A 21,601-nucleotide genomic window follows, 5' to 3' on the forward strand; every position below is an offset into this window, starting at 1 on the left:
ATCTTGCAGCTGTAACTAGATACTTTTATATCGTTATCCTGATGAGACGCCGCAAGTACATCCTTGTAGGCTCTGCGGTGGCATCCATGCCACCAAAGCTCATCGTTATAACGATATAAAACCTCACGCACAGGTTGTTTGATTTTACCTATTACTAAATGGCTCAAACAGCATTAAAACGGTGTTAATTATGACCACATCAACTGAATCAAAACCAAGCAAAGCATCTGCACCGCAAATCAAAATCGCTGCTACCTACATGCGTGGCGGCACCAGTAAAGGGGTATTTTTTAACCTAATTGACTTGCCGAAAGAGGCGCAGCAAGCAGGCGCTGCCCGTGATGCGCTGCTGCTTAGAGTGATTGGCAGCCCAGACCCTTACGGTAAACAAACCGACGGCATGGGCGGCGCAACATCTAGCACCAGTAAAACGGCGATCCTTGCCAAGAGTAACAAGGCCGATCATGATGTCGATTACCTGTTTGGCCAAGTCGCTATCGACAGGCCCTTTGTCGATTGGAGTGGCAACTGCGGCAACTTAACCGCAGCGGTTGGTTCATTTGCCATTAGTAACGGTTTAGTCGATAACAGCCGCATACCAGACAATGGCATTAGCGTAGTGCGTATTTGGCAAAAAAATATCGGTAAAACCATCATCGCCCACGTACCCATCACCAATGGTAAAGTACAAGAAACCGGTGATTTTGAGCTCGATGGTGTCACGTTCCCCGCAGCTGAGGTGCAAGTTGAGTTTTTAGACCCAGCCGATGGCGATGGCGCCATGTTTCCAACAGGCAACTTGGTTGATGAATTAATCGTGCCAACCGATGTTGTCCCGAGTGGCGTTTTACAAGCCACCATGATCAACGCAGGTATTCCCACCGTGTTTATCAATGCGGCAGAACTGGGTTACACAGGCGCAGAGCTACAAGAAGCGATTAATGGCGATGCAAGCGTGCTTGCCATGTTTGAGGTTATTCGTGCCCACGGCGCAGTGCAGATGGGGCTAATTAACCATATTGATGAGGCCGCAAACCGCCAACATACCCCAAAAGTGGCGATAGTTGCCGCGCCGATTGATTACACCTCATCGAGTGGCAAGGTGATAGACAAAAACACTATCGACTTAAATGTACGCGCGCTGTCTATGGGTAAACTGCACCATGCTATGATGGGCACCGCTGCCGTCGCTATTGGCACCGCCGCCGCTATTCCGGGCACACTAGTCAGCTTGGCAGCAGGCGAGGGACTGAGTAATGCCGTTAACCCTGGCTTTGTCACCTTTGGTCATCCATCTGGCACACTTAAAGTGGGCGCCGAGGCGAGCCAAGTCGATGGTCAGTGGCAAGTTAATAAGGCGGTGATGAGTCGCAGCGCCCGCGTACTCATGGAAGGTTGGGTGAGAGTGCCTGCGGATACGTTTTAATCTTGCAAGGCAGCCAGCAATCAATCAAGCCATCTGTAGCGATCAACTCAATTTGGCCATGTTGAATCGAATGTTGAATCGAATGTTGAATCCAATGCTGCCAAGTTAAGCTCAAAGCTGATTCAAAACAAAAAGCAAAAAGCAAAAAACTAAGAACCCAGCATAAACTGGGTTCTTTGCATTAAAAGCGATAAACTACGAAGCGCTCACTTCGTTTGCTACGCAGAGGGCACGAAGAAAAGCTTAGGGTGGCTTTTCTTCGTGCTCTTCGTGTCCTCTGTGATCCATTCTTATCTGTCGAAATCAACAAATTTTCTTTGAGTAACTTACTTAAGTGAACGGCATTACAAGTTGTATCGAGCTTTTATATTTCATTGAATTTAGCCCACACTTAATAAAGCAGTTTCTAAAGGGAACAGCACCAAGCAAAGCACTTGACGCCACTGTTAGCGTGATTACTAGGGCGATAGAGCGCAAATTAGTCGTGAAAACTGCAGTTTTAGCGTATCCTAATGGTTAATAAATTTAATACTGCTGTTTATGAACATTGACGTAAAAGAGATAACTGATCCTGTGATCAACCCAGAAGTGACCTGCTCAAACTGCCAAGCATGTTGTTGTCGTTTAGAAGTGATGATAGTGACCGATACAGGCGTACCCGATGAACACATCACGGTTGACGAGTACGGCGCAGAAACTATGCTGCGTTTAGATGACGGCTGGTGCTCAGCAGTCGATAGAGACACTTTAATGTGTACTATTTACGAAAACCGCCCATGGATCTGCCGCCTGTTTGAGATGGGCTCCTATGAGTGCATCAGTGAGCGTAAAGAGCTGCTTTAACTTCTGACTATGTAGCTAAAGGTTCTGTAGCTAATGGCTTTCACTTAAAGTCTTTCTTCAATACGGTACTTGCTTCCAATAACTTATTAATAGCCAGTGCGCTTTACTCGATAGAGCGCAACTTTCCTCTAGTGATTAATCTTATAAATCACCTATTTAAACATCTTATCAATCGCTTTCTTCTTTCTTGAACCTGATCAAGCAATCCCCAGATAAACTCATGATCTAATGATTCTTTTAACTAACTGAATATGATAATTTAATCAGTATAGTTATGGGCTAACAAACACTTAGAGTTGATTGCTAATCAAAACTAAGTCAGAGCTAAATCAAAACTAAAACAAAAACAAAGCTCAATCAAACCCGATTAACCGGGGAATACAAAGGAATGTACAGGTGCCCGCTACGCAAAACTTACACGCCACAACAAACTTCTATAATACCCATGCTGATAAACTTGCAGGTCAATATGACTCTAAAACCTTTGTAGAGGTTCACGATAGTTGGATTGACCATTTAGCCGATATTTTTGCCTCGCACGCTAAACAGAAGCAAGTACCTTTGGGTAAATATAAGGGCTTAGTCAATGCACTCGATATTGGTGCTGGCTCGGGGCGTGATGCTAAATATCTGGCGGAACAAACGAGTCCAAATCAAAGCGTTGTTGTATATGCCGTAGAGCCCGCAAATCAACTCGCAGCGATAGGTCAGAGTGTTACTCAAGATTTAAATGTGACTTGGCTACAAGATTCACTGCCTGAGCTCAATTTATTGCCTGAGCTCAGCTCATTAACTAAAAGAGATGGGTTAGCCAAAATAGGGAGGCAGGATAAAACCAATCTAACATTTGACCTCATTCTGCTCAGCGCAATATGGATGCACATTCCTGAGTCACAGCGATTATCATCGCTTACTCGATTGGCACAGCTACTTGAACCTCAAGGTAAGCTGATTATCACCTTACGTCACGGACCGAGTGGTGATGAACGAGTGATGCATCAGGTCAGTATCCAAGAGCTTAAGACATTAAGCAAAAAACTTGGTTTATCGATTATCGGCTGTTCCACAGCAGAGCACGACAAGCTAGGCAGAACCGAGGTGTATTGGGAGACTGTCGTATTGCAAACCGCAGTAAATTTGACACCCGCGAGCCAAGCGCTTGATGTTCCATCAGATGGAAAAGTAAGATGAGCCTAAAACTACCCTATCAAGCCGATGCTCAACTCCAAGTTGATTTTATCGCATATTTACAACGTTTATTAGTGGAAGGGGACTTTGTCGCCACTTATAAATTTGCACTGCTGCATGCGCTTGCCGATATCTGCATCGAGCGGCCACTGCACAGTGATGTGACCGCAAATTTACATGATGCATTAGATAGTGTCATTACAATCGATGAGTTAGTCGTTAAGTTCATTGAGCTCTATTGGCAGCACTCGCTGCCTTATAACGGCGAGAATAATAGTCCCTTTATTCTTTTACAAAATTCCGGAGCACAATCAGCGTTAATCCAAAGTCTGGCAGTGTTTCGGAGCCAAGGTGTACGCACGGTAGGTCAATTAAAGCAGCATGCTGATTGGAACAAGTTAGTCAGCAAGACCCGCAGCACCTTTAAACAAGGACCGCTTTGGCGATTACAGCTTCTTGCTGGCAAAGAGGAATGCTTTTATTACCAACACGACACGTCGATAAAGTATATTCAGCTAAAACCTGGCATCGCGTTTTGCTTTAGGCGCTTTTACGATCTCGTGGTGTCACTTTCAAGAACCCATTGGACACAGAAAGTCAGCGCTTTTCCTGCAAATTATGCGGCAATAGGTGGCTACGGCAACTTGTCAGACTTTCTGTTTGGCAGTGATCGCAGCTCGATTATTAGCGCAAGACCTGTATTTGAAGAGATCCAGCAAGGTAAGTGTTTCTATTGTAATAAACCGCTTAAAGATGAGGGCAGCCACAAGGGAGAAGTGGATCACTTTATCCCTTGGGCGCGATATCCAAACGATCTCGGGCATAACTTTGTGCTAGCTCATAGTGCTTGCAACAATGCCAAACGCGATCACTTAGCGGCGCAAAGACACAAAGATCGCTGGCATGAACAAAACATTATTCGAAATGAAAAACTGATCACAACTGAACTGAGCAAGTACTTTGTCTGCGAAAGTAGCCGTTCAGAGGCCATTGCTGCATGGGCTTATCAGTTAGCGTTGCAAGGCGAATCGTCCCTGTGGTTAACAGGTAAGCAGTTTGAATCAGTAATTCCTCCAGAATCTGGGCTGAACGCCTTATCGTCGGGAAAAACGGTCATTTATTAAATGACCGTTATTATCTTTATTGCATTTGTACTAAGGCCTCTAAAGCATTTGTAAGTGACATATATATATCGGCTTGCGCATCACAGGTTACAACCCAGTCACGGCCTTTGCCTTTATTATCAGGGACACCACGTAATGCACAACCATCAACTCGCGAAATTGCTTGTTCCAGTTTTACAATCGCTTCCTCGGAATCACTGCTATCTATGGCGAGTACGGCTTGGGATAGGAAGTTGAGCATAGCTTGTTGGTTACCATCGGTAGTTATCTCAACTTGTTCGAGGCTTACTGCATCGGCACTGGCATGCATCACCTCTATCTCTACATACTCTTCTGGTAGTGCTGCAAAAATAGTCACATTATCGGGAGTACCTAGACCAAGGTGATCACCAGTAACCAACTGTAATTCATATGAACCTTCCATATCAGGAATTAACGATGGGAACATAGTATCTGTATCAGTAAAACTAGCATTACTACCAGAGGGAGTTGAGATTACAGACCAAGAGAAGGTCATGTCATCCAGTTCCGGATCATAGCTAGCGCTGCCATCAAGTGAGACCAAAGTATTAACTATTACAAGCTGGTCTGCCCCAGCTACAGAGGTTGGTGCAAGGTTGTGAGTACTAATAAGCACTGAATCCGCCATACTTGATTGGTGCAAGTTGTCAGTCACAATTAACTCAACTGTATATTCACCGAAGGCATCGATTACAAAGCTCGGATTAGCACTATTAGCCTGCGTTAGTGAAACAGTGCTGCCAGAGGGTAATGATGAAAATGACCAATTATACCCGAGTGACTCTGTTGGAGTATTGTCATCAAAAGATGATGTACCATCTAAAATTATCGTATCACCTAGCCTAGCAGTTTGGTCTTCTCCTGCATTTGCAATCGGTAGTCCATCAGTAGCAGACACCAGAATAAATTCAATTTTATAATCGTATGAGGCGTTAAAAGGAGGGGAGAATGAGGCTTGAGAAGTCATCTGAAATTGATATTCTCCAGCCGCTAAGGGCAAGGCAGCGTCTAACACTGAAACTGGCTCTTGCGGGAAGTTAGGCTGTAATTCAACCTGTTCAGATGCTAGATTGTAAAAAGCAAGGTATGCCTCTAACCCCAAAATACTTCCAGTGGCATCTAGGTTAGAATACTCAACATTGACTGCTGAAAGCTGATACTCGGGAGGAATTGTAACTGTTAACCAATCCCAATCTATCATTACGGGAGCACTATCACCAGAGTCTCCGATTGAGTTGGTACCAATAATAGTATTGGCCCCTGGTTTCATTGTTAAGTTAACGTCATAGGACTCAGGTAGGTCACCATCTACGGACTCATTGTAGACCGATAGCGCTTCTGCGCGAAAGAGGGCACTGTAGAGCTCTGTTGTTCCAATATCTATTACTTGGGCAGCAAAAACAATTTGGCCTAAATTGTTGAGCGATGAAGTTGAAATAGCAGTACTACTACCAACTGTTAAAGAAACGATCTGCTTACCACTAATTATATCCCCAGTTTCTATGACTGTGATTGGTGGTTCGCCAGATGAGTCAACTAAGTATAAGCCGCCGATACTTCCGCTATCAGTTTTGTTTGCAGCAAATAGAACTTGATTAAAATCATTTAAAGACGTGTTATCAAAAAAACGAATGAATCCAGCATGGGTATCGACTAAACTCAAGTTTCCCTCAGATGTAATTAGCCCTATTTTCTTAATTGCGTGTCCATCAGTTGAATATCCATTAGCTGAATAACTAATATTTCCAGAATTATTAAATCCTAATTGATAATTTGGATTTCCAAAGTCGGCTCTAGTACCAAGTGAGTAGCGATGTAATGAATTGTCAACATTAAGCCTAATAGCCTCAATAAAGTTAGGCGGTTCAGATAGTGCAACGCAAACAGCAGCTTCACCATTGTCATTGATGACTGCTGAGCCGCGAACGTTGATGGAAGGCATTAGCTCACTCACAATATTTACACCGTCGGTGACAACCAATTCATCTTGAGTACTAAATGCGACTTGGCCTGAATTATTGATGTCAGTAGCGGTAGTATAATAGCTTGGTGTATCTGCCAGTGAGACAAATGGCTCGTTTGTTCCTGTAAATATCTGTTTGTACTGTCCTAAAAACTCATTAAATGCAATAGTACCTTCATCATTTATTCCTATCCCATAACTGCTATTGGCCGGTATATGGCCAGCGAAGCTCTGTCTAATTAAAGTTAGGGTTAAATTAGATGTTAGATCTATGTCTGTAGCTTTGTAGATTGCTGCTGTTCCATCTTGAAATTCAACATTAAATACCACTTCACCACTATTATTCATTCCAAATGCAGTTGCAAACTGGGAAGCGGTAACAAAATCAGTTTTGGTGTTTGCAATTTCTGTGAAAGAGAACGAGTCGGATGCTCCAACGTTAGCAGAGCATATATATAGTACTAAATTAACAAATAATAATCGTAATCTCATGATAGTACTCCTTATATTATAAGTGAACTACCGGATATTTAAGGTTACGCTATCAAAATATTGTAAAGCATTCCTATCTGATTTTACTGCAAAACAATGTAAAGTTAATGTATCGCTGGATTGATGCTGATTAATTTTGATAGCAGAGTACTGTAAATATTCCGGGTTACCAGCTATTGAATTATTGGCTCTATTTACAATTCAACTTGTACGAAAATCTTGTTTAGAGACTTTGGTATATCTATACTCTTTGAGAATGAAACAAATAAGGCTTAACCGCTTCATCCATATGGGTGAGGTTTGCGGAAGTATTACTGTGGGGCGATTGAAAATTGACTAGTGGTTAGACAATAATTTCACTAATAACTGGTTTTGTGAGGTGCAATGCATTTTGCTTAGAATGTGGTGAAGGTGGGTACGTACTGTATTGTGGCTGACATGTAATTGTTCCGCTGCCTCTGGCAGAGTCAAGCCACTTAATAGTTTGTCAATAAGCACCAATTCTTTAGGAGTAAAACTGTACACTAACTGCCACCACTGGGGGATAGTGGCTGCAGTTTTTAAGTTCAGCAAAAATAAAGGTTCTTTGTCCAGCGACTGCAACATTGTCAGCTCTATATCAATTAGTGGCTCGGTGGATAATCTTAAAGTCTGATGTTGATGATTTTGATAGAGGGAGACCTTCTTAATGGTGTGTTCTAACCAATCATGGTGACGATGCGAACGAAACCGGAATCGGCCCATGCCTGGTGCCAGCAAATTGTGTTCTAGCAGCGCATCGTAAAATGGCGCAGAGCAATGGATCAATGCTCCAGTTTGACTGATGATGCCAACAGCCTGACCAGAAAGTTCCAATGCTTGTATAATATTGGCCATGCGGTTTTTCAAAAAGCTTAATTGATTTCTATTTTCGGTGACCACCTTGATGTGGGGGATTAGCTGCTTTAGCAAACCAATTTCTTCGATGTCATAATCACCTTGATGTCGCCCTCGATTGACGGCAAAAGCAATGTTTGAGTTTTGCGTTTTGATGAGTGCCCCGCAGATGTATCGACTATCAACATATTTGTAGTATTCCCCCACGGGATGAGATTGAATCTGTTTATAAACTTCTGAGCTAAGTGTAACAAGCTGCCCATGAGGAAATTGGTTTACATAATGGTAATATGGGTCTTGGGCTAAGGCATGGGCATACTCATCCATCAGCTGAGAAGTGCCGTTGTTTCCATCTGAGAGAGATAAATTTAAAGACTGATTTTCAGGATTTTCGACTAGCAAAGCAATACCGCTGTTTGTTACACGCCTCAATTCATCTAGCATAGGGTTAAAATTATCTTCCGTGAATGTGTTTGCATGAAGCAGTTCAAGTAGATGGGCGAGCTGTTCGGCGTTCATAAAACTGTTACCTATGATTACGAATATCTCCTTTTAAAAGTATAGAAGCTATTCATTAATCCCCGCCCTTAAACTCGGTATACATACTTATGAATCCTTCTCTCTAGTTTCTTACTGCTGAGTGTGGAAGCTAACTGTGACACCCATAATTGTTGGCTAGAATTTCAACCTCTGACTAAGCTTTAATAATCACAATTGGACAGAGATTGTTATGGCCAGACCAAGAAGCACGTTAGTTAGCGTGGAAGACACTCCTTTTTACCACTGCACATCTAGATGCGTGCGAAAATCCTGGCTGACTGGCGTCGATAAATATACGGGCCAGTCTTATGAGCATCGTCGTGATTGGGTTGAATCAAGACTCCTTGAGTTAGCAAGTGTCTTTGCAATAGACGTAAGCGCTTATGCGGTGATGTCCAATCACCTTCATTTGGTGCTGAGGGTGGATATTTTTGAAGCGAACAGTTGGACGGATAGAGAAGTAGTAGAGCACTGGCACCAACTGTTTAAAGGCACCGACATTACTCAAAAATTCACCAAAGGTGAGGTCATTGAAAGTGTTGAAGTTAGCAGTCTAAAACATTCGATTGCTCAATACCGAGGTCGATTAAGTGACATATCTTGGTTTATGCGAGCACTCAATGAGCCCATTGCTCGCATGGCCAATAAAGAAGATAACTGCACAGGTCGTTTCTGGGAAGGAAGGTTCAAATCTCAAGCTTTGCTTGGTGAAGCAGCCGTCCTGGCTTGCATGGCTTATGTTGACCTTAATCCAGTTCGCGCAAAAATGGCTGATAACCTAGAGCAATCAGACCACACGAGTATTCAGCTTAGAATCAAATCTGCCCTAAATGGTGAGCAACCCAGTACGTTACTGCCTTTTGTTGGTAACGAACGCAAGGATATGCCAAAAGGGCTGATGTTCAGTGCCAAAGATTACCTGCAACTGGTTGATGATACGGGGAGGGTAATTCGAAATGATAAGCGTGGGGCTATAAGCGCTACCTCTTTGAAAGTACTCCAAAGGCTTAATATTCCACAAGCAAACTGGATTAAACTCACGAGTGGTTTTAGTCGATTATTCAAAGGTCCAGTCGGCACGCTTGAAGAGCTCGATGCTTACTGCGAACACCTAGAGCGTAAACGAAGGCAAGGCGCCGCTAATTGTCGACGATGGTTAGATAGCGCTTAGCAAAACCGCGTAACGACAAAGACACAATATTTAGAAAAACTCCCGAACCTATGTTCGGCGTTTTTGTTACTTGCTTACTGGTTAAATAGCTGGGATTTTAGTGATTGGAAATGGTTCTATGCTTAATTTAGTGTAGAACCACATAAATGTGGTTTTGAGGGCTGGGGCTGTATGTCAGTAACCCTGATTATTTTGTTGATTCTAGAACATGAAATAATTATGGATGGCCATGTAGTTTTTGATGTAGTTTTTTTTACCTAAAGGAATATCGTTAATTAAATGAGCAAACAGTTTAGCGTCCATGATTTCCCTTATTGGCTAATTAGCAGGGGATCTATTCGGTATAGGTAGACGATACCTGTTTTTTTTACTACTCGCTAATACCTCAGTTGCTTAATCATGGTTATAGCGTCAACTCCTATGCCTCCTTTACCTGGCGTTCGCCGACCCGTAATTTGATTGGTATTCATCAATTGTACAAACTGACTCATCTGTGGCCCGTAACTGATATGCAGTGGCCGTGATTTTCCATAATAGTAGATACGGTCAAACTTAAGATTTTCTGCAATCCACAGCGCGACTTCGTCCATCTGGTTTGGCATTGCATCAACAAAAAAGTCGACTGCAGCTCCAAGGCGAGGGCAGATCACTTTCCCTTTGCTATTGAGCTCATGGCTGGCGTGTTGGTCAAGGTTTGGCGCAATGTGTGGATTGTCATTCTTTTTAATCGCTCGCGCTAATTCAGCTGAGCAGAAGCCATAGCTGAGGGTGATAGAGCCAAACTGGTCAACATTAGGGTCGAGTATATTGATAGCAAGCTGTTGTAAGGCTTCTATGGATGCTTGTTGTTCTGGAGTGTTGGTAAGTTTTCGTTTGGTTTGAGTTTGGCTGCAGTAAAGCAGATCCGCCAAGGTGAAATATTTGCTTAATTTTGAATGGTTTTGCATCACGTTGATACTCGAGATTGAGGGCTAAAGTGCTTTAAATAAAGCGCTCTCATTCAATACGATTATTGGCTGTTGAACCATTCACAAAATTCTTCGAAATCGATACTGCCGCTGCCATCTAAGTCTATTGCGTTAAAACCTATCTCGACGCTTTCACCTGGTTCAATCGCCTCTAGGGCGAGTAAAAGGTCTTTGAACTCAGAAAGTACGATACTGCCATCTCCATCCGTATCAAAATAGTCGAAATTTTCTTTGAGCTCTTCTTGGCATATATCAGTCATATTGACCCCTACGTTAGTATTGCTTTCAATTTTTCCAACCAAAAGATATTGAATTAACTTACATTTTATTTAGCTTGATGAGTCAATCGACTTATTGTTCAAGTTCATCATGATCCTCTCGCACTATTTCGTCAACAAATACTGAGTTAGCTAGCGATAAGCCGATGGTGACACCGCAGAGAATCCATAGATTTGCCGGATGTTTGATGGGGTGGCGATTACGTGCTACTGGCCTAACGTCTCCTGCTATTATTAGGCGGTATGTTTGCACATTAGGCTTCAAATGCCCTTAATACCACCATCACAACGGTTTCTACTTTCTCTTCTAACTCTTTCCCTTCAGGGATAGGCGATTGCCTTATCACTTGCGGCCAAAACAACTCCCCTTGGAACAAGCTAGTGTAAACATTGGTGATGATTCTAAGATCCGTCTGCTTCAGTTTTCCAGAATCCATTGCGGCGCTAAACCAGTGTGTCACAGCTTTGGTGCTATAGATGGTGGTCACCAATTTTCGCGCCATATCGGGTTGGCGTAAAAATTCCAGCAAAATGGTACGTGCTAGTGCCATGCCACAGATATTGTAGAGAGTATCTACCTCTAGGTAAGTTATGGCTTTCAACTGCTCATATAGACTGAGTTCAGGATTGAATGGATAAGTTAACGTTTCATCAATCGAAGCTTGAATGATGGTCAACACCGATTCAAATAACTTTTCTTTGCTCTCATAATGCCGGTATAGCGTGCGCTTTGAGACCTCTGCCGTCGTGCAGATCCTATCCATGTTCGCCGCGATAAATCCATGATGAATGAACTCTTCTTTGGCGGCATTAATAATGGCCAGACGTTTCTGCTCTGAGCGTGTCATCTTTTCTCTCCCGTTTTTAACATTGATGATTTTAGCAAGCGAGATCGCAAAAGTACACTTTCAAGTTTACCTTTGTCTGAAACCGGAATAAGATAAACTCCAAAGTTTACTTCTGTCCCAGATCCTTAATGAAACAGCGTTAATGAGCTGGGCTTGCAGAGCAAATACATATCAATAGTGGTCGCGCCGACCCTTCTTTAAGTGGAGAAATAGGTGAAAATGAATCTTAAACCATCAGCCTTGCACCCTTTCAAGGCAAATTCCCTTGCAGTAAGTATCGTATTAGCCACTGTTTTGATGAGTGGATGCGATAAGGAGGAGGTGCAGGTTGTTGCTGCGCCTGTTATTAGGCCTGTACTGAGTGAAATAGTATCCAGTCAAGTGGGTGATGAGTTGAGCTTTAATGGCGTAGTTCGCGCCGCAGAGCGCGCCGAACTCGCGTTTCAAGTCGGTGGTCGTCTTATCAATATTTTGGTGAAAGAGGGTGATGAGGTTAAGCAGGGGCAGGTGCTCGCCAGGCTAGATGCACGAGATGCCACCACAGCGCTGGAGTCTGCTCAGTTGGAGCTTAAAAATACAGCGCTCGATCACAACCGAGCCCTAGTGGTGTATGAAAAGAGCCAAGCTATCTCTAAAAGTGAATTGGACACCATTACCACACGCTTAGAACTCGCGAGAAATCATGTCGAAGATGCCACTCTTCAGCTTGAATATACCGAGCTAAAAGCGCCATTTGCTGGCATTATCGGCCGAAAATTGGTGGATAATCATATCCAGATCCAAGCGAATACACCTGTATTCATCTTGCACGATCTGAGTGATTTAGAGGTGGTGATTAATATTCCCCATAAGGTGATGCTCTCAAGCGCAATCGCTTCCAAGGCGAATGCTGAGCTGTCTGCTATTCCAGGAACCTTGTTTCCACTCGCGCTTCGCACATTCGGCACCCAAGCCGACGCCGTATCGCAAACATACCCGGTGGTATTGGGTTTTGACGATCTAAAAGGGTTTCGTGTATTGCCAGGTATGGCGGTCAAAGTGGTGCCCAGCAGTGCAAGCACTATCCAAAATGTTAGCCCAAATGCTAGCCAAAATGCTTCAAACCTGACTATTCCGTTAACAGCTGTGGTGCCAGACAACCAAGGTAAGCAGTTTGTATGGGTGGTTGGCAGTGACAATAAAGCGCAGAAACGTTTTATCGAGTTGGGTGCGCTAAGTAAAAATCGCATTGTGGTGAAAAGTAACCTCGCAGTTGGTGAGCGGGTGATCATTGCCGGTGTCTCAAGTGTAAGAGAGGGCATGCAGGTACGCCCTTATACTGACACCAATAGCGGAGCTTAACCGATGGGCATTGCACGATATACTATTGCCAAACGCACCAGTGTCTGGGTATTAATTGCCCTGATATTGCTCGGTGGCTATATCAGTTACTTGAAGCTTGGACGCTTTGAAGACCCTGAGTTTGTTATTCGCCAAGCTGTGATCAACACGGCATACTCTGGCGCTACGGCGCAGGAGGTGTCTGATGAGATCACCGATGTTATTGAAGGCGCGGTACAAACACTACAAGAGCTTAAAGAGGTCAAATCGGTATCCAAACAAGGCATGTCGGAAGTTACCGTTGAGATCAAACTCGAATTTGCTGGCAGCTCGGAAGAGTTACAGCAGGTTTGGGATAAACTGCGGCGCAAGATAGCCGATGTTCAGCGTCAGCTGCCGCCAGGTGCCGGGCCCTCGATCGTCAATGACGATTTTTCTGATGTCTATGCGCTGTTCTTTGCTGTTACGGGTGAAGGTTTTACCGATAAGCAGCTACAAGACTATGTCGATACTTTAAGGCGTGATCTGGTACTGGTCGATGGGGTGGCTAAAACGGCTACATTAGCGGAGCAGCAGGAAACGATATTTGTCGAGATCTCCAGCGAGCGCCTCGCTAAATTTGGTGTATCGGCAGAAAAAGTCTATCAGGTGCTACAGAAGCAGAATATGGTGACGGTGGCGGGTAGCATTGAAACCGATGCCATGCGCATCGCGGTGATCCCAAGCTCTGGTATCGATTCGTTTACCGATTTGAATAATCTGCAAATCGGCATTGGCGATAACAATACCGTGCTGCGCCTAGGCGATATTGCGAATGTGACACGGGGATACAAAGATCCCGCATCTATGCTGATCCGTTACAACGGTGAGCGCGCGATTGGATTTGGACTCTCCAATGTTACAGGCGGTAACGTGGTCGATATGGGCGATGCGGTAAAGGCGCGTATTGCCGAGCTGGACTCTCAGCGCCCCTTAGGCATGGATCTCAATGTTATTTCGATGCAGTCAGACTCTGTCCGTGATTCAGTCACTAACTTTATCGATAACCTTATTGCCGCAGTTGTGATTGTTTTTTTAGTCTTACTGCTGTTTATGGGGGTACGTTCGGGGGTGATCATTGGGTTTGTACTGCTTCTGACTGTGGCGGGTACCCTGTGTATTATGCTAATCGATAATATTGCCATGCAGCGGATCTCACTAGGCGCCTTGATCATTGCACTGGGTATGCTGGTAGATAACGCCATTGTAGTGACCGACGGCATTCTGGTTCGTATGCAGCAAAACCCAGATGAGGATCGTGAGACGATTGTCTCTGAGGTTGTCGATGCGACCAAATGGCCGCTACTTGGCGGCACGGTGGTCGGAATTTGCGCTTTTAGTGCCATTGGTCTGTCACCATCGGATATGGGTGAGTACGCGGGCTCCCTGTTTTGGGTCATCCTCTATTCAATGCTCCTTAGCTGGGTGTTTGCCGTCACTATTACACCAATGCTCTGCTTCGACTTCTTAAAAGTTAAGGCACTCAAGGTGGGCCAAAAGCCGGGCCGAATAGTCACAGCTTACAGCACTATTTTGCGCTGGGTAATAGGCCATCGCGCATTGAGTTCTCTGATGCTTTTGGGCACCTTAGCCACCGCGATATGGGGCGTACAGTTTGTGCCACCAGGCTTTATGCCTGAATCACAACGGGCACAGTTTGTGGTTGATGTTTACCTGCCTCAGGGCTCAGACATCAAACGCACCGAAGCATTAGTGGCCAACATAGAGCAAGACGTCAAAGCAAAAGAAGGGATCACCAATATCACTAGTTTTATTGGTGGCGGTGGTCTGCGCTTTATGCTGACCTATGCACCTGAGCCGCGTAACCCAAGTTATGGGCAGCTGCTTATTGATATTGATGATTATAAGAAAATTGCGCCTCTGCTGGGTGAATTGCAAAGTGAGCTCGATGCTAAATATCCTGATGCATCGGTTAAAGTGTGGAAATTCATGTTGGGCCGCGGCGGCGGAAAGAAAATTGAAGCCGGATTTAAAGGGCCTGACAGCCAAGTGTTGCGTCAATTAGCCGAGGAAGCCAAAGTCATTTTGCTCAATGATAGCAATCTTATTGCGGTGCAAGATGACTGGCGTCAACAAGTGCCTGTGCTGCGACCTGTGTACAGCGCCGAAGAAGCACAACGTTATGGTTTGACGACGCAGGAGATCAACCAAGCGATTGCACAAACGCTGACAGGTCGTAATGTCGGTGTGTATCGTGAGGGGGATGATTTGATCCCAATTGTGGTGCGCTCACCTCAAAACGAGCGAAACCATCAGCGAGCCATTGAAAACACAGAGGTATTTAGTCATACCCAGGGGGGCTTTATCCCTGTCAGCCAGTTGGTGGACTCGGTCGATGTGGTGTATCAAGATGATATGCTACGTCGAATCGACCGTATGCCAACTATCTTGGTGCAAGCCGATCCCGCGCCAGGCGTGCTCACCGCTGATGCGTTTAACAAGGTTCGCTCTAAAATAGAAGCAATCGAGTTGCCTGCAGGTTATGAGCTTATCTGGTATGGCGAATACAAGGCATCGAAAGACGCTAACGAAGGGTTGGTTATTTCTGCGCCTTATGGATTTGCGGCGATGATCTTGTCGGTGATCTTTATGTTCAACGCTATCCGTCAGCCATTGGTTATCTGGTTAACGGCGCCACTGGCCATTATCGGCGTCAGTGTGGGCTTGATTATCTTCCAGACTCCGTTTGAGTTTATGGCTATCTTAGGTTTCTTAAGCCTTATCGGTATGATGGTGAAAAATGCTATCGTGTTAGTGGATCAGGCTGATGTTGAGGTAAGGGAGGGCAAGTCTGGTTATGATGCCATTATTAATGCCGCGCTTAGCCGCGCTCGCCCTGTACTGCTGGGTGCATTGACGACAATACTGGGTGTTGCACCGCTCTTGATCGATCCTTTTTTCAAGAGCATGGCTGTTACCATCATGTTTGGTTTGATGTTTGCGACCATCTTAACCCTGGTCGTTATCCCACTGTTCTACTCTATCTTCTTCCGTGTGAAGCTTGAGACAGCGCAGTAGATAAGCTGATAGCTATAGAAACAAAAGGCCGACCATTGAGAGGTTAATCAATGTTCGGCCTGTTTTTTTATGTGCAATAGATTTTGCTATTACGCCGTAAGCTCTGCTTGTACCGCTTCTCTAACGGTTTGGATCAGCAGCGCTTTGATGTCGAGTTCCTTCACTAGCATTCTTGCAAGCCGTGTAACATGCCTGGATAACGGCTTGCTTGGGTTAAATTCGTTATAGAGACTCAACCAAGCTGCTACCAGCTCGATTTCATCAAAGCCGAGTTGTTCAAGCTGCGTGAGGATATTGAGAATGGCCTCATCTTCCCCCATCTCTTCAAGATCAAAAATATCGAACTCGCTGAGCCCCATATGATTACTGGGTGTGAACTCTGCATTTAATTTGTCTGCAACACCGGTGCTGGTCGGCATTGACTCTTTAAGCGATTCTTTAATAGATTCCGTAGATTCTGCAGTCGTGTCACTACTATTGTCACTAGTACTGTAAATAGCAGCTTCACACCTTAAAAATGACGGAATGTCGAGATAGTCACGCTCACGGTGCATTTGAGGTACCGGCTCGCTAGCGCAAAACACTATATCGCCTTCACAAATCACGCTGCCCATACCCATATAACCTGCTGGTATTTGATGGGGAACGGTGCGCATTTCAGGCAAGCCCAGATCGACTTGGTTATGGTTAGTCTTCACCAAGATACAGTGGGTATCATCGGTAATAAGCTGATATTTTAAGGCCTGTTCGATGGCTTGCTGCTTGGGGAGTGATGGGAGTCTGGCGTAAGCGGCTAGTCGTGCTAACGTGTTAAGGCTATCGGTATATTCCTGTAATTCTATACTTTGCTTGTAGCTTTGGCTTTGCTTGTCGCTCTCGCCTTGCTCAGTGTTTGAAGCGCGATTATACGCAAAAGATAATGTCGCTTGCTTAGTTGTAAGCTGCTCTAATTGCGCGAAACTGTTTACTGTATCTCCTGCAAATATCGTCGTTTGTTGGCTTAACGATTGTGACAGGGTTTTGTCGTTATTCGATTCTTCACCAAAGCGAATATCACTCTGGGTCAATTTAGACTGTTTAATGCGGCAGAAGTGCTGCACAATTCTACTGCTCATATTTTCATTGGGCGTGACAAACTCGCTGGCCCCACCGGTTTTATCAGCTAGCTGTTTTAAAAAAGCTTCACTTACAGCGCTGCCGACTCCAACGACAAAGTGACGATGATTAGATTCCTGTGCTTTGCAGATCAGTTGCTCTTCTCCCCAAATCTCACCGTCGGTGATCAACAGTATGTTAGATGCAAGCTCCGCTGGAGCAGCTGAGTCATACGCAGCGTTCAGCGCACTTAACATCTCGGTGCCACCTAAATCAGCGTTTAAGTTAGCAAGTTCTTTGGCTGCAATGTCGAGATTAGCTCTATTTGCTTTTACAGACTCAGAGAACAAACTCTTATGATGACTACCAAACAGTATGATGTTAAACCAATCATCTTCGTTTAATAGCTTAAGGATCTGCTTTAGTGCTATGCCGGCCTGTGTGATTGAGTCACCCAACATAGAGCCTGAGCAATCGACAACCATTTTTATACAGCGTGAGCTGGTAGTCTGTGGCAAGTCGATTTGAGGGTAGAACGAGGTCAGCGCAACAACCTTATCGTCATCTTTGCTCCACAGTCCTTCACCTGCATAGTACTTTGGCTGGGTGAACTCGACGATTAAGTCACGATCCATTGCGGCGGTTTGATTGTTGAGGCTGACTTTTAAAGACTCATTGTCATAGTGCTTGGTTATTGCATGAGTCGGACTATTTAATGCTGCGCTAGCGAGTTGTCCCTGAATGGTTAACTCAAAGTTCAGAGCATAAGGGGCTAATAACTTATGCTCCGGTACTTGATGTGGCTCTAATCTGTAATCTATCGGGTTGCCGTATCGAGGGGCTAGGGTGGTTGGTAGATAGAATCGTAATGAATCTCCCTGCCACTGATGGATCTGCGCATATTTGAATTTGATTATTGCACTCTCGCCCGCAAGCAAGTTACCCAAATTGACGCAATATAAACCGTCTTTAATTTTTGTTAGTAATACAGCGGTGTCACCCTCTGTGATAGCCTCTTCATACTGCGTTTCTGCAATCGCTCTTGGTTTAACTTGGCCTGTGAGTGTCTCGCCGTTTATCTCTACAACCAGCTCTAATAACACCGCATCTAACGGCAGCGGGAAAGTATAAACCGCCTCTATATTGGTGTTTTCGGCATTAATATAGGTCTGTTCTATGTTTACTTGTGATAACACGCCATTGAGTACAGCCTTAACATTAACCGCCTTTAAAGCAACATCTTCGCCTGAGGATGTTTTTAAACCTATCTCATCGTTCATTTTTATTCCTTACAACTTAGTTTTAGTTGCTGATATAAAGAGATAACTTCTTGTGTTAGTTGTTTTGCTTGTTCAGGCGTGAGGCCCGCTTTCATTGGATTGAGGGTTAACGATATGCCTTCATCAATATGCACATGGCTACAGACTTCTATATCGCCGGGTTGTAAACGTTTAAGGGGAGGGAGTATCTTTTTTTCATCGTTGTCGAACAGCAGTTCTTTAATGCGATCCAGCGATAAGCCTGCATCCTGCCATTTTCGGATCTCAAGCAAACGCTCAACGTGTTGCTGAGTGTAGTGCGCGCCTCTTCCAGAACCTTCTGGGGGCTGAAGCAAGGTTTTCTGAACGTAGAATCGAACGGTTCGAGGTGTTAGCTCAACCAGTTGGCAGAGTTCATTTAAAGAATATTGGGTTAATTTTTTCATGACAGCTCATCTCGACAGTTCTTGTGTCAAATACTAGTGTCGTGATAATGTTTTGTCAACTGCTCAAAAATTGTCTTTTTAAATGCGGTAGAGCTCTCTACTCAAGACGACAGGGAAACGAGAGGATTATGAATTATTTTGAACAGGATCCCTTCTAGGTAATGTCAACCTGGAGGGTAAATGAAAAAAATAAAGCAACAGTATCGAATACGCATTCAACTCTATGGAGTTAGTGGTTACAGTCGCGATAGGGTGGTTTATCCACTTGTGCGCAGTGGTCCACACAAACGCTTTTCTACTAAACAAGAAACAAGTTATTACTTCTTGCACATAATTGAATGCAAAGGCTACTCAGTCAAGTTCAGAGTCGCGAGAGGAAAAGGGCTACCCAATCCTTGGGGGGATTATCCCTCATATGTAGATAAGGTCGCTAAAAGCTGGAAACATATCTCAAAACGCCGTAAGCAATATTTTTAAATGACAAAGCTAAGTTATATTTAGGTGTCAATGCGAATAGGCCTAGAGAGAACGATCTAGGCCTTACTGTTCGGTCATTAAGCGTAAGCACTAAACATCAACACTATTCACGAATGGATCCAATTCGTCCAAATCTCGGTGAACGCCGGTTTAGCTGGTGCTGGTGGATTTAGTTCTGATCAAGTATTGGCATAGACCTGTTTTTGTTTTTTTAACTTGCAATAAAAAAGCCGCTAATGCGGCTTTTTAGGCTATTTATGTTGATTGATTGTCGCTAGCAAGTTCAACCAAATAAATTAAAACGTGACACTCACATTGCTAGAGCAGTGATTTGTACCCGCATCACAAACACTATAAGTGTACATGCCATAAGCATTTCTTAATGTGTCTATGTGGCTGCCATCATTGCTGGTTGTGGTTTGAATAAGACCATTACGATAAACATCGACGCGTCCGGTGCTGGCACCAGACCATGTTAAGCTTACCCTGTCTTTGCCTTTCGAGAATGATGTTGTAGCGCTAAGCTCAATCTGTTCTACTGGCGCGGTCGTATTACAACCCATACTGTCGAGGTAAGCACTGGCATCGGCGGCTTTGGCAATACCGTAACCAAAGTAATTATCGCGGCCCGACTCACCAGCATCGTATGCTGAGGCTTTTAGTGCTTCACGAATATCATTACCTGTACAGCCACTATGGTTTGACCATAAAAGCGCAGCCAATCCAGAGATAGCTGGTGTTGCCATTGAGGTTCCGCTCATGAATCCGTAGTCGCTGGCGGCAATTTTCACCGTCATTTGTGTTGCAGCATGTAAGACGCCGCGATCGGCGAGTGTGGTACCTAGCGCTGGAATAGAGGTGATATTGGCATCACCAAGAGTGCCATATAACATGCCATCGACATTGTTTACGATAACAGCACCTAAACCACCTGAGGCTTCACAGTTTTTAACCTTATCGTGAAAAGAGATAGTACCTCGATCAATCAGACAAATTTTGCCATTGGCGCTCGCATCAATTGATTCGGCTATCCCCATAAAGTAGGGTTCGGCTGTTACTAGCCCGGAGTTTTCCATTGCCGAAGAGGCGATGGTTTGCCCGTCCGCATCAAGATTGGAATTGGTCGCCATGTCTTGAGGATAGGTTGATAGCGTGCTGACACCACCAGCGGTGATCTCAACGCAACTACCATCGATAATCTCAGTTTTATTTTTCTTGCCACGCCCGGTAGAAAAGGTTGAGCAGGCTGGGAATTGTGAAAATGCAGCAATATTATTGTCTGCATCATTTGCACCCACCATCATCACCGAGGTGTAGCCTGCTGGGTATGAACGTACATTATTACCGTCATTACCTGCTGCGGCCACTACAAGGCCACCTGAAGAGCTAAAGGTTTTAAAGGCATTTTCTTCGGTGCTATTGGCACCGCCACCACCTAGACTCATGCTGATGATATTTGCACCGGCTGCGTTACAAAGATTAGCTGCGTGTGCCAAGTCTGATGAGTAGCCCCAGCCCTGTGCATTGAAGACCTTGATAATATGCATTTCGACACCTGGTGCCATGCCAACCACACCAATGTCATTGTCTGCTGCGCCAATGGTTCCGGCTACATGGGTACCATGAGGTCCACCATTTTCATCCCAGTTTCCGGTGCCAATGTCATTGTCACCGGTAATTGATGACCATTCAAAATCGGGATTAGAGCGATCGAGTCCCGAGTCAATCACACAAACTTTCATACCCGCACTGGGATTAAATGTCAGCTGGTTAGCTTGCGACTGGTAAACGGCATAAGGTGTTAGCTGTGTGACGGAAGGATCGCCAATGTCATCGTTATATAACGCGAGTGGTAAGCGGCGTTGATCTTCTTCTACAAGTGTCACATGCGGGTTATTGAGGAGTCCTTTAACAGTGCTAAGATCTTTTCCTGCAAATGTTGCTGCAATAAATCCGTTGCCGTCAACTTTAAGCTCGCCGCCCACTTTTTTTGCTAAGGCTTTGACTAATCCCTTGTGACCTTCATCGACTTGGATGATATAGCGTTGATCCGCGGCCTGAGCTGCAAATGATAACCCTATGCTCAAGGCGATAAGAGTTTTAGTTGTTTTTCTCATTAATACACTCCATTTATTTATGATTCTTATTAAATATGTCTATTTGAATATTGCTGATAAGCTGCAAAAAA

The 21,601-nt window shown here is 44.4% G+C and carries 16 protein-coding genes; 8 read left to right on the forward strand and 8 right to left on the reverse strand.

The window, feature by feature from the left end; translation table 11 throughout:
• Positions 1-190 precede the first annotated feature (190 nt).
• The 4 genes from prpF to SHAL_RS10240 all read left to right on the forward strand — a co-directional run bounded on the left by prpF (position 191) and on the right by SHAL_RS10240 (position 4,581).
• The gene (gene prpF / locus SHAL_RS10225; protein ID WP_012277060.1) at positions 191-1,426 is read left to right on the forward strand and encodes a 2-methylaconitate cis-trans isomerase PrpF; all 1,236 of its coding nucleotides are present in this window, start codon (positions 191-193) and stop codon (positions 1,424-1,426) included.
• A 540-nt stretch (positions 1,427-1,966) separates the two neighbouring features.
• Complete coding sequence (locus SHAL_RS10230) at positions 1,967-2,269, forward strand: YkgJ family cysteine cluster protein (RefSeq protein ID WP_012277061.1); 303 nt, start codon at positions 1,967-1,969, stop codon at positions 2,267-2,269.
• 396 nt (positions 2,270-2,665) lie between these two features.
• On the forward strand, positions 2,666-3,460 hold the full coding sequence (locus SHAL_RS10235; protein WP_012277062.1) for a class I SAM-dependent methyltransferase: 795 nt from the start codon (positions 2,666-2,668) through the stop codon (positions 3,458-3,460).
• Positions 3,457-4,581, forward strand: a complete 1,125-nt coding sequence (locus tag SHAL_RS10240) for an HNH endonuclease (RefSeq protein ID WP_012277063.1) — start codon at positions 3,457-3,459, stop codon at positions 4,579-4,581. The genes SHAL_RS10235 and SHAL_RS10240 overlap by 4 nt, the downstream gene beginning before the upstream one ends.
• Positions 4,582-4,597: 16 nt before the next feature.
• Here the strand turns inward: SHAL_RS10240 and SHAL_RS10245 are convergent, their stop codons facing one another.
• On the reverse strand, positions 4,598-7,057 hold the full coding sequence (locus tag SHAL_RS10245; protein WP_012277064.1) for a PKD domain-containing protein: 2,460 nt from the start codon (positions 7,055-7,057) through the stop codon (positions 4,598-4,600).
• A gap of 336 nt (positions 7,058-7,393) precedes the next feature.
• A complete protein-coding gene (locus tag SHAL_RS10250; RefSeq protein ID WP_012277065.1) occupies positions 7,394-8,452 on the reverse strand; it encodes a LuxR C-terminal-related transcriptional regulator in 1,059 nt (352 codons plus the stop codon).
• A gap of 211 nt (positions 8,453-8,663) precedes the next feature.
• Here SHAL_RS10250 and SHAL_RS10255 point away from each other — a divergent pair, with 211 nt between their 5' ends.
• Positions 8,664-9,644 carry a transposase gene (locus SHAL_RS10255; RefSeq protein ID WP_012277066.1) on the forward strand — a complete coding sequence of 327 codons (981 nt, stop codon included), beginning with the start codon at positions 8,664-8,666 and terminating at the stop codon, positions 9,642-9,644.
• A 377-nt stretch (positions 9,645-10,021) separates the two neighbouring features.
• Here SHAL_RS10255 and SHAL_RS10260 read toward each other — a convergent pair whose 3' ends face one another.
• From SHAL_RS10260 to SHAL_RS10270, 3 genes are all read right to left on the reverse strand, one after another.
• Positions 10,022-10,591 carry a hypothetical protein gene (locus SHAL_RS10260; protein ID WP_012277067.1) on the reverse strand — a complete coding sequence of 190 codons (570 nt, stop codon included), beginning with the start codon at positions 10,589-10,591 and terminating at the stop codon, positions 10,022-10,024.
• A 62-nt stretch (positions 10,592-10,653) separates the two neighbouring features.
• Entirely contained in the window at positions 10,654-10,872 is a 219-nt protein-coding gene (locus tag SHAL_RS10265) for an EF-hand domain-containing protein (protein WP_012277068.1), read from the reverse strand.
• Positions 10,873-11,144: 272 nt separating this feature from the next.
• Complete coding sequence (locus SHAL_RS10270; protein WP_012277069.1) at positions 11,145-11,738, reverse strand: TetR/AcrR family transcriptional regulator; 594 nt, start codon at positions 11,736-11,738, stop codon at positions 11,145-11,147.
• A 219-nt stretch (positions 11,739-11,957) separates the two neighbouring features.
• On the opposite strand from SHAL_RS10270, the gene SHAL_RS10275 reads away from it, so the two are divergent.
• Complete coding sequence (locus SHAL_RS10275; protein WP_012277070.1) at positions 11,958-13,079, forward strand: efflux RND transporter periplasmic adaptor subunit; 1,122 nt, start codon at positions 11,958-11,960, stop codon at positions 13,077-13,079.
• A 3-nt stretch (positions 13,080-13,082) separates the two neighbouring features.
• A complete protein-coding gene (locus SHAL_RS10280; protein ID WP_012277071.1) occupies positions 13,083-16,136 on the forward strand; it encodes an efflux RND transporter permease subunit in 3,054 nt (1,017 codons plus the stop codon).
• A gap of 89 nt (positions 16,137-16,225) precedes the next feature.
• Here SHAL_RS10280 and SHAL_RS10285 read toward each other — a convergent pair whose 3' ends face one another.
• Positions 16,226-18,511, reverse strand: coding sequence for a VIT domain-containing protein (locus SHAL_RS10285; protein ID WP_012277072.1), 2,286 nt, complete (start codon positions 18,509-18,511; stop codon positions 16,226-16,228).
• A 2-nt stretch (positions 18,512-18,513) separates the two neighbouring features.
• Entirely contained in the window at positions 18,514-18,936 is a 423-nt protein-coding gene (locus SHAL_RS10290; RefSeq protein WP_012277073.1) for a MerR family transcriptional regulator, read from the reverse strand.
• Positions 18,937-19,116: 180 nt separating this feature from the next.
• Here SHAL_RS10290 and SHAL_RS10295 point away from each other — a divergent pair, with 180 nt between their 5' ends.
• Positions 19,117-19,413, forward strand: coding sequence for a hypothetical protein (locus tag SHAL_RS10295; protein ID WP_012277074.1), 297 nt, complete (start codon positions 19,117-19,119; stop codon positions 19,411-19,413).
• Between the two features lie 296 nt (positions 19,414-19,709).
• On the opposite strand, the gene SHAL_RS10300 is transcribed toward SHAL_RS10295, so the two are convergent.
• Positions 19,710-21,530 carry a S8 family serine peptidase gene (locus SHAL_RS10300; RefSeq protein ID WP_012277075.1) on the reverse strand — a complete coding sequence of 607 codons (1,821 nt, stop codon included), beginning with the start codon at positions 21,528-21,530 and terminating at the stop codon, positions 19,710-19,712.
• Between the last annotated feature and the right edge of the window lie 71 nt (positions 21,531-21,601).

It is taken from the genome of Shewanella halifaxensis HAW-EB4, assembly GCF_000019185.1.
Lineage (GTDB): Bacteria > Pseudomonadota > Gammaproteobacteria > Enterobacterales > Shewanellaceae > Shewanella > Shewanella halifaxensis.

Bases quoted from the DNA above. Each gene is read 5' to 3' on its own strand.
- SHAL_RS10265 (WP_012277068.1), bottom strand. From the start codon at position 10,872: ATGACTGATATATGCCAAGAAGAGCTCAAAGAAAATTTCGACTATTTT.
- prpF (WP_012277060.1), top strand. From the start codon at position 191: ATGACCACATCAACTGAATCAAAACCAAGCAAAGCATCTGCACCGCAA.
- SHAL_RS10300 (WP_012277075.1), bottom strand. From the start codon at position 21,530: ATGAGAAAAACAACTAAAACTCTTATCGCCTTGAGCATAGGGTTATCA.
- SHAL_RS10260 (WP_012277067.1), bottom strand. From the start codon at position 10,591: ATGCAAAACCATTCAAAATTAAGCAAATATTTCACCTTGGCGGATCTG.
- SHAL_RS10290 (WP_012277073.1), bottom strand. From the start codon at position 18,936: ATGAAAAAATTAACCCAATATTCTTTAAATGAACTCTGCCAACTGGTT.
- SHAL_RS10230 (WP_012277061.1), top strand. From the start codon at position 1,967: ATGAACATTGACGTAAAAGAGATAACTGATCCTGTGATCAACCCAGAA.
- SHAL_RS10240 (WP_012277063.1), top strand. From the start codon at position 3,457: ATGAGCCTAAAACTACCCTATCAAGCCGATGCTCAACTCCAAGTTGAT.
- SHAL_RS10255 (WP_012277066.1), top strand. From the start codon at position 8,664: ATGGCCAGACCAAGAAGCACGTTAGTTAGCGTGGAAGACACTCCTTTT.
- SHAL_RS10285 (WP_012277072.1), bottom strand. From the start codon at position 18,511: ATGAACGATGAGATAGGTTTAAAAACATCCTCAGGCGAAGATGTTGCT.
- SHAL_RS10270 (WP_012277069.1), bottom strand. From the start codon at position 11,738: ATGACACGCTCAGAGCAGAAACGTCTGGCCATTATTAATGCCGCCAAA.
- SHAL_RS10250 (WP_012277065.1), bottom strand. From the start codon at position 8,452: ATGAACGCCGAACAGCTCGCCCATCTACTTGAACTGCTTCATGCAAAC.
- SHAL_RS10280 (WP_012277071.1), top strand. From the start codon at position 13,083: ATGGGCATTGCACGATATACTATTGCCAAACGCACCAGTGTCTGGGTA.
- SHAL_RS10275 (WP_012277070.1), top strand. From the start codon at position 11,958: ATGAATCTTAAACCATCAGCCTTGCACCCTTTCAAGGCAAATTCCCTT.
- SHAL_RS10295 (WP_012277074.1), top strand. From the start codon at position 19,117: ATGAAAAAAATAAAGCAACAGTATCGAATACGCATTCAACTCTATGGA.
- SHAL_RS10245 (WP_012277064.1), bottom strand. From the start codon at position 7,057: ATGAGATTACGATTATTATTTGTTAATTTAGTACTATATATATGCTCT.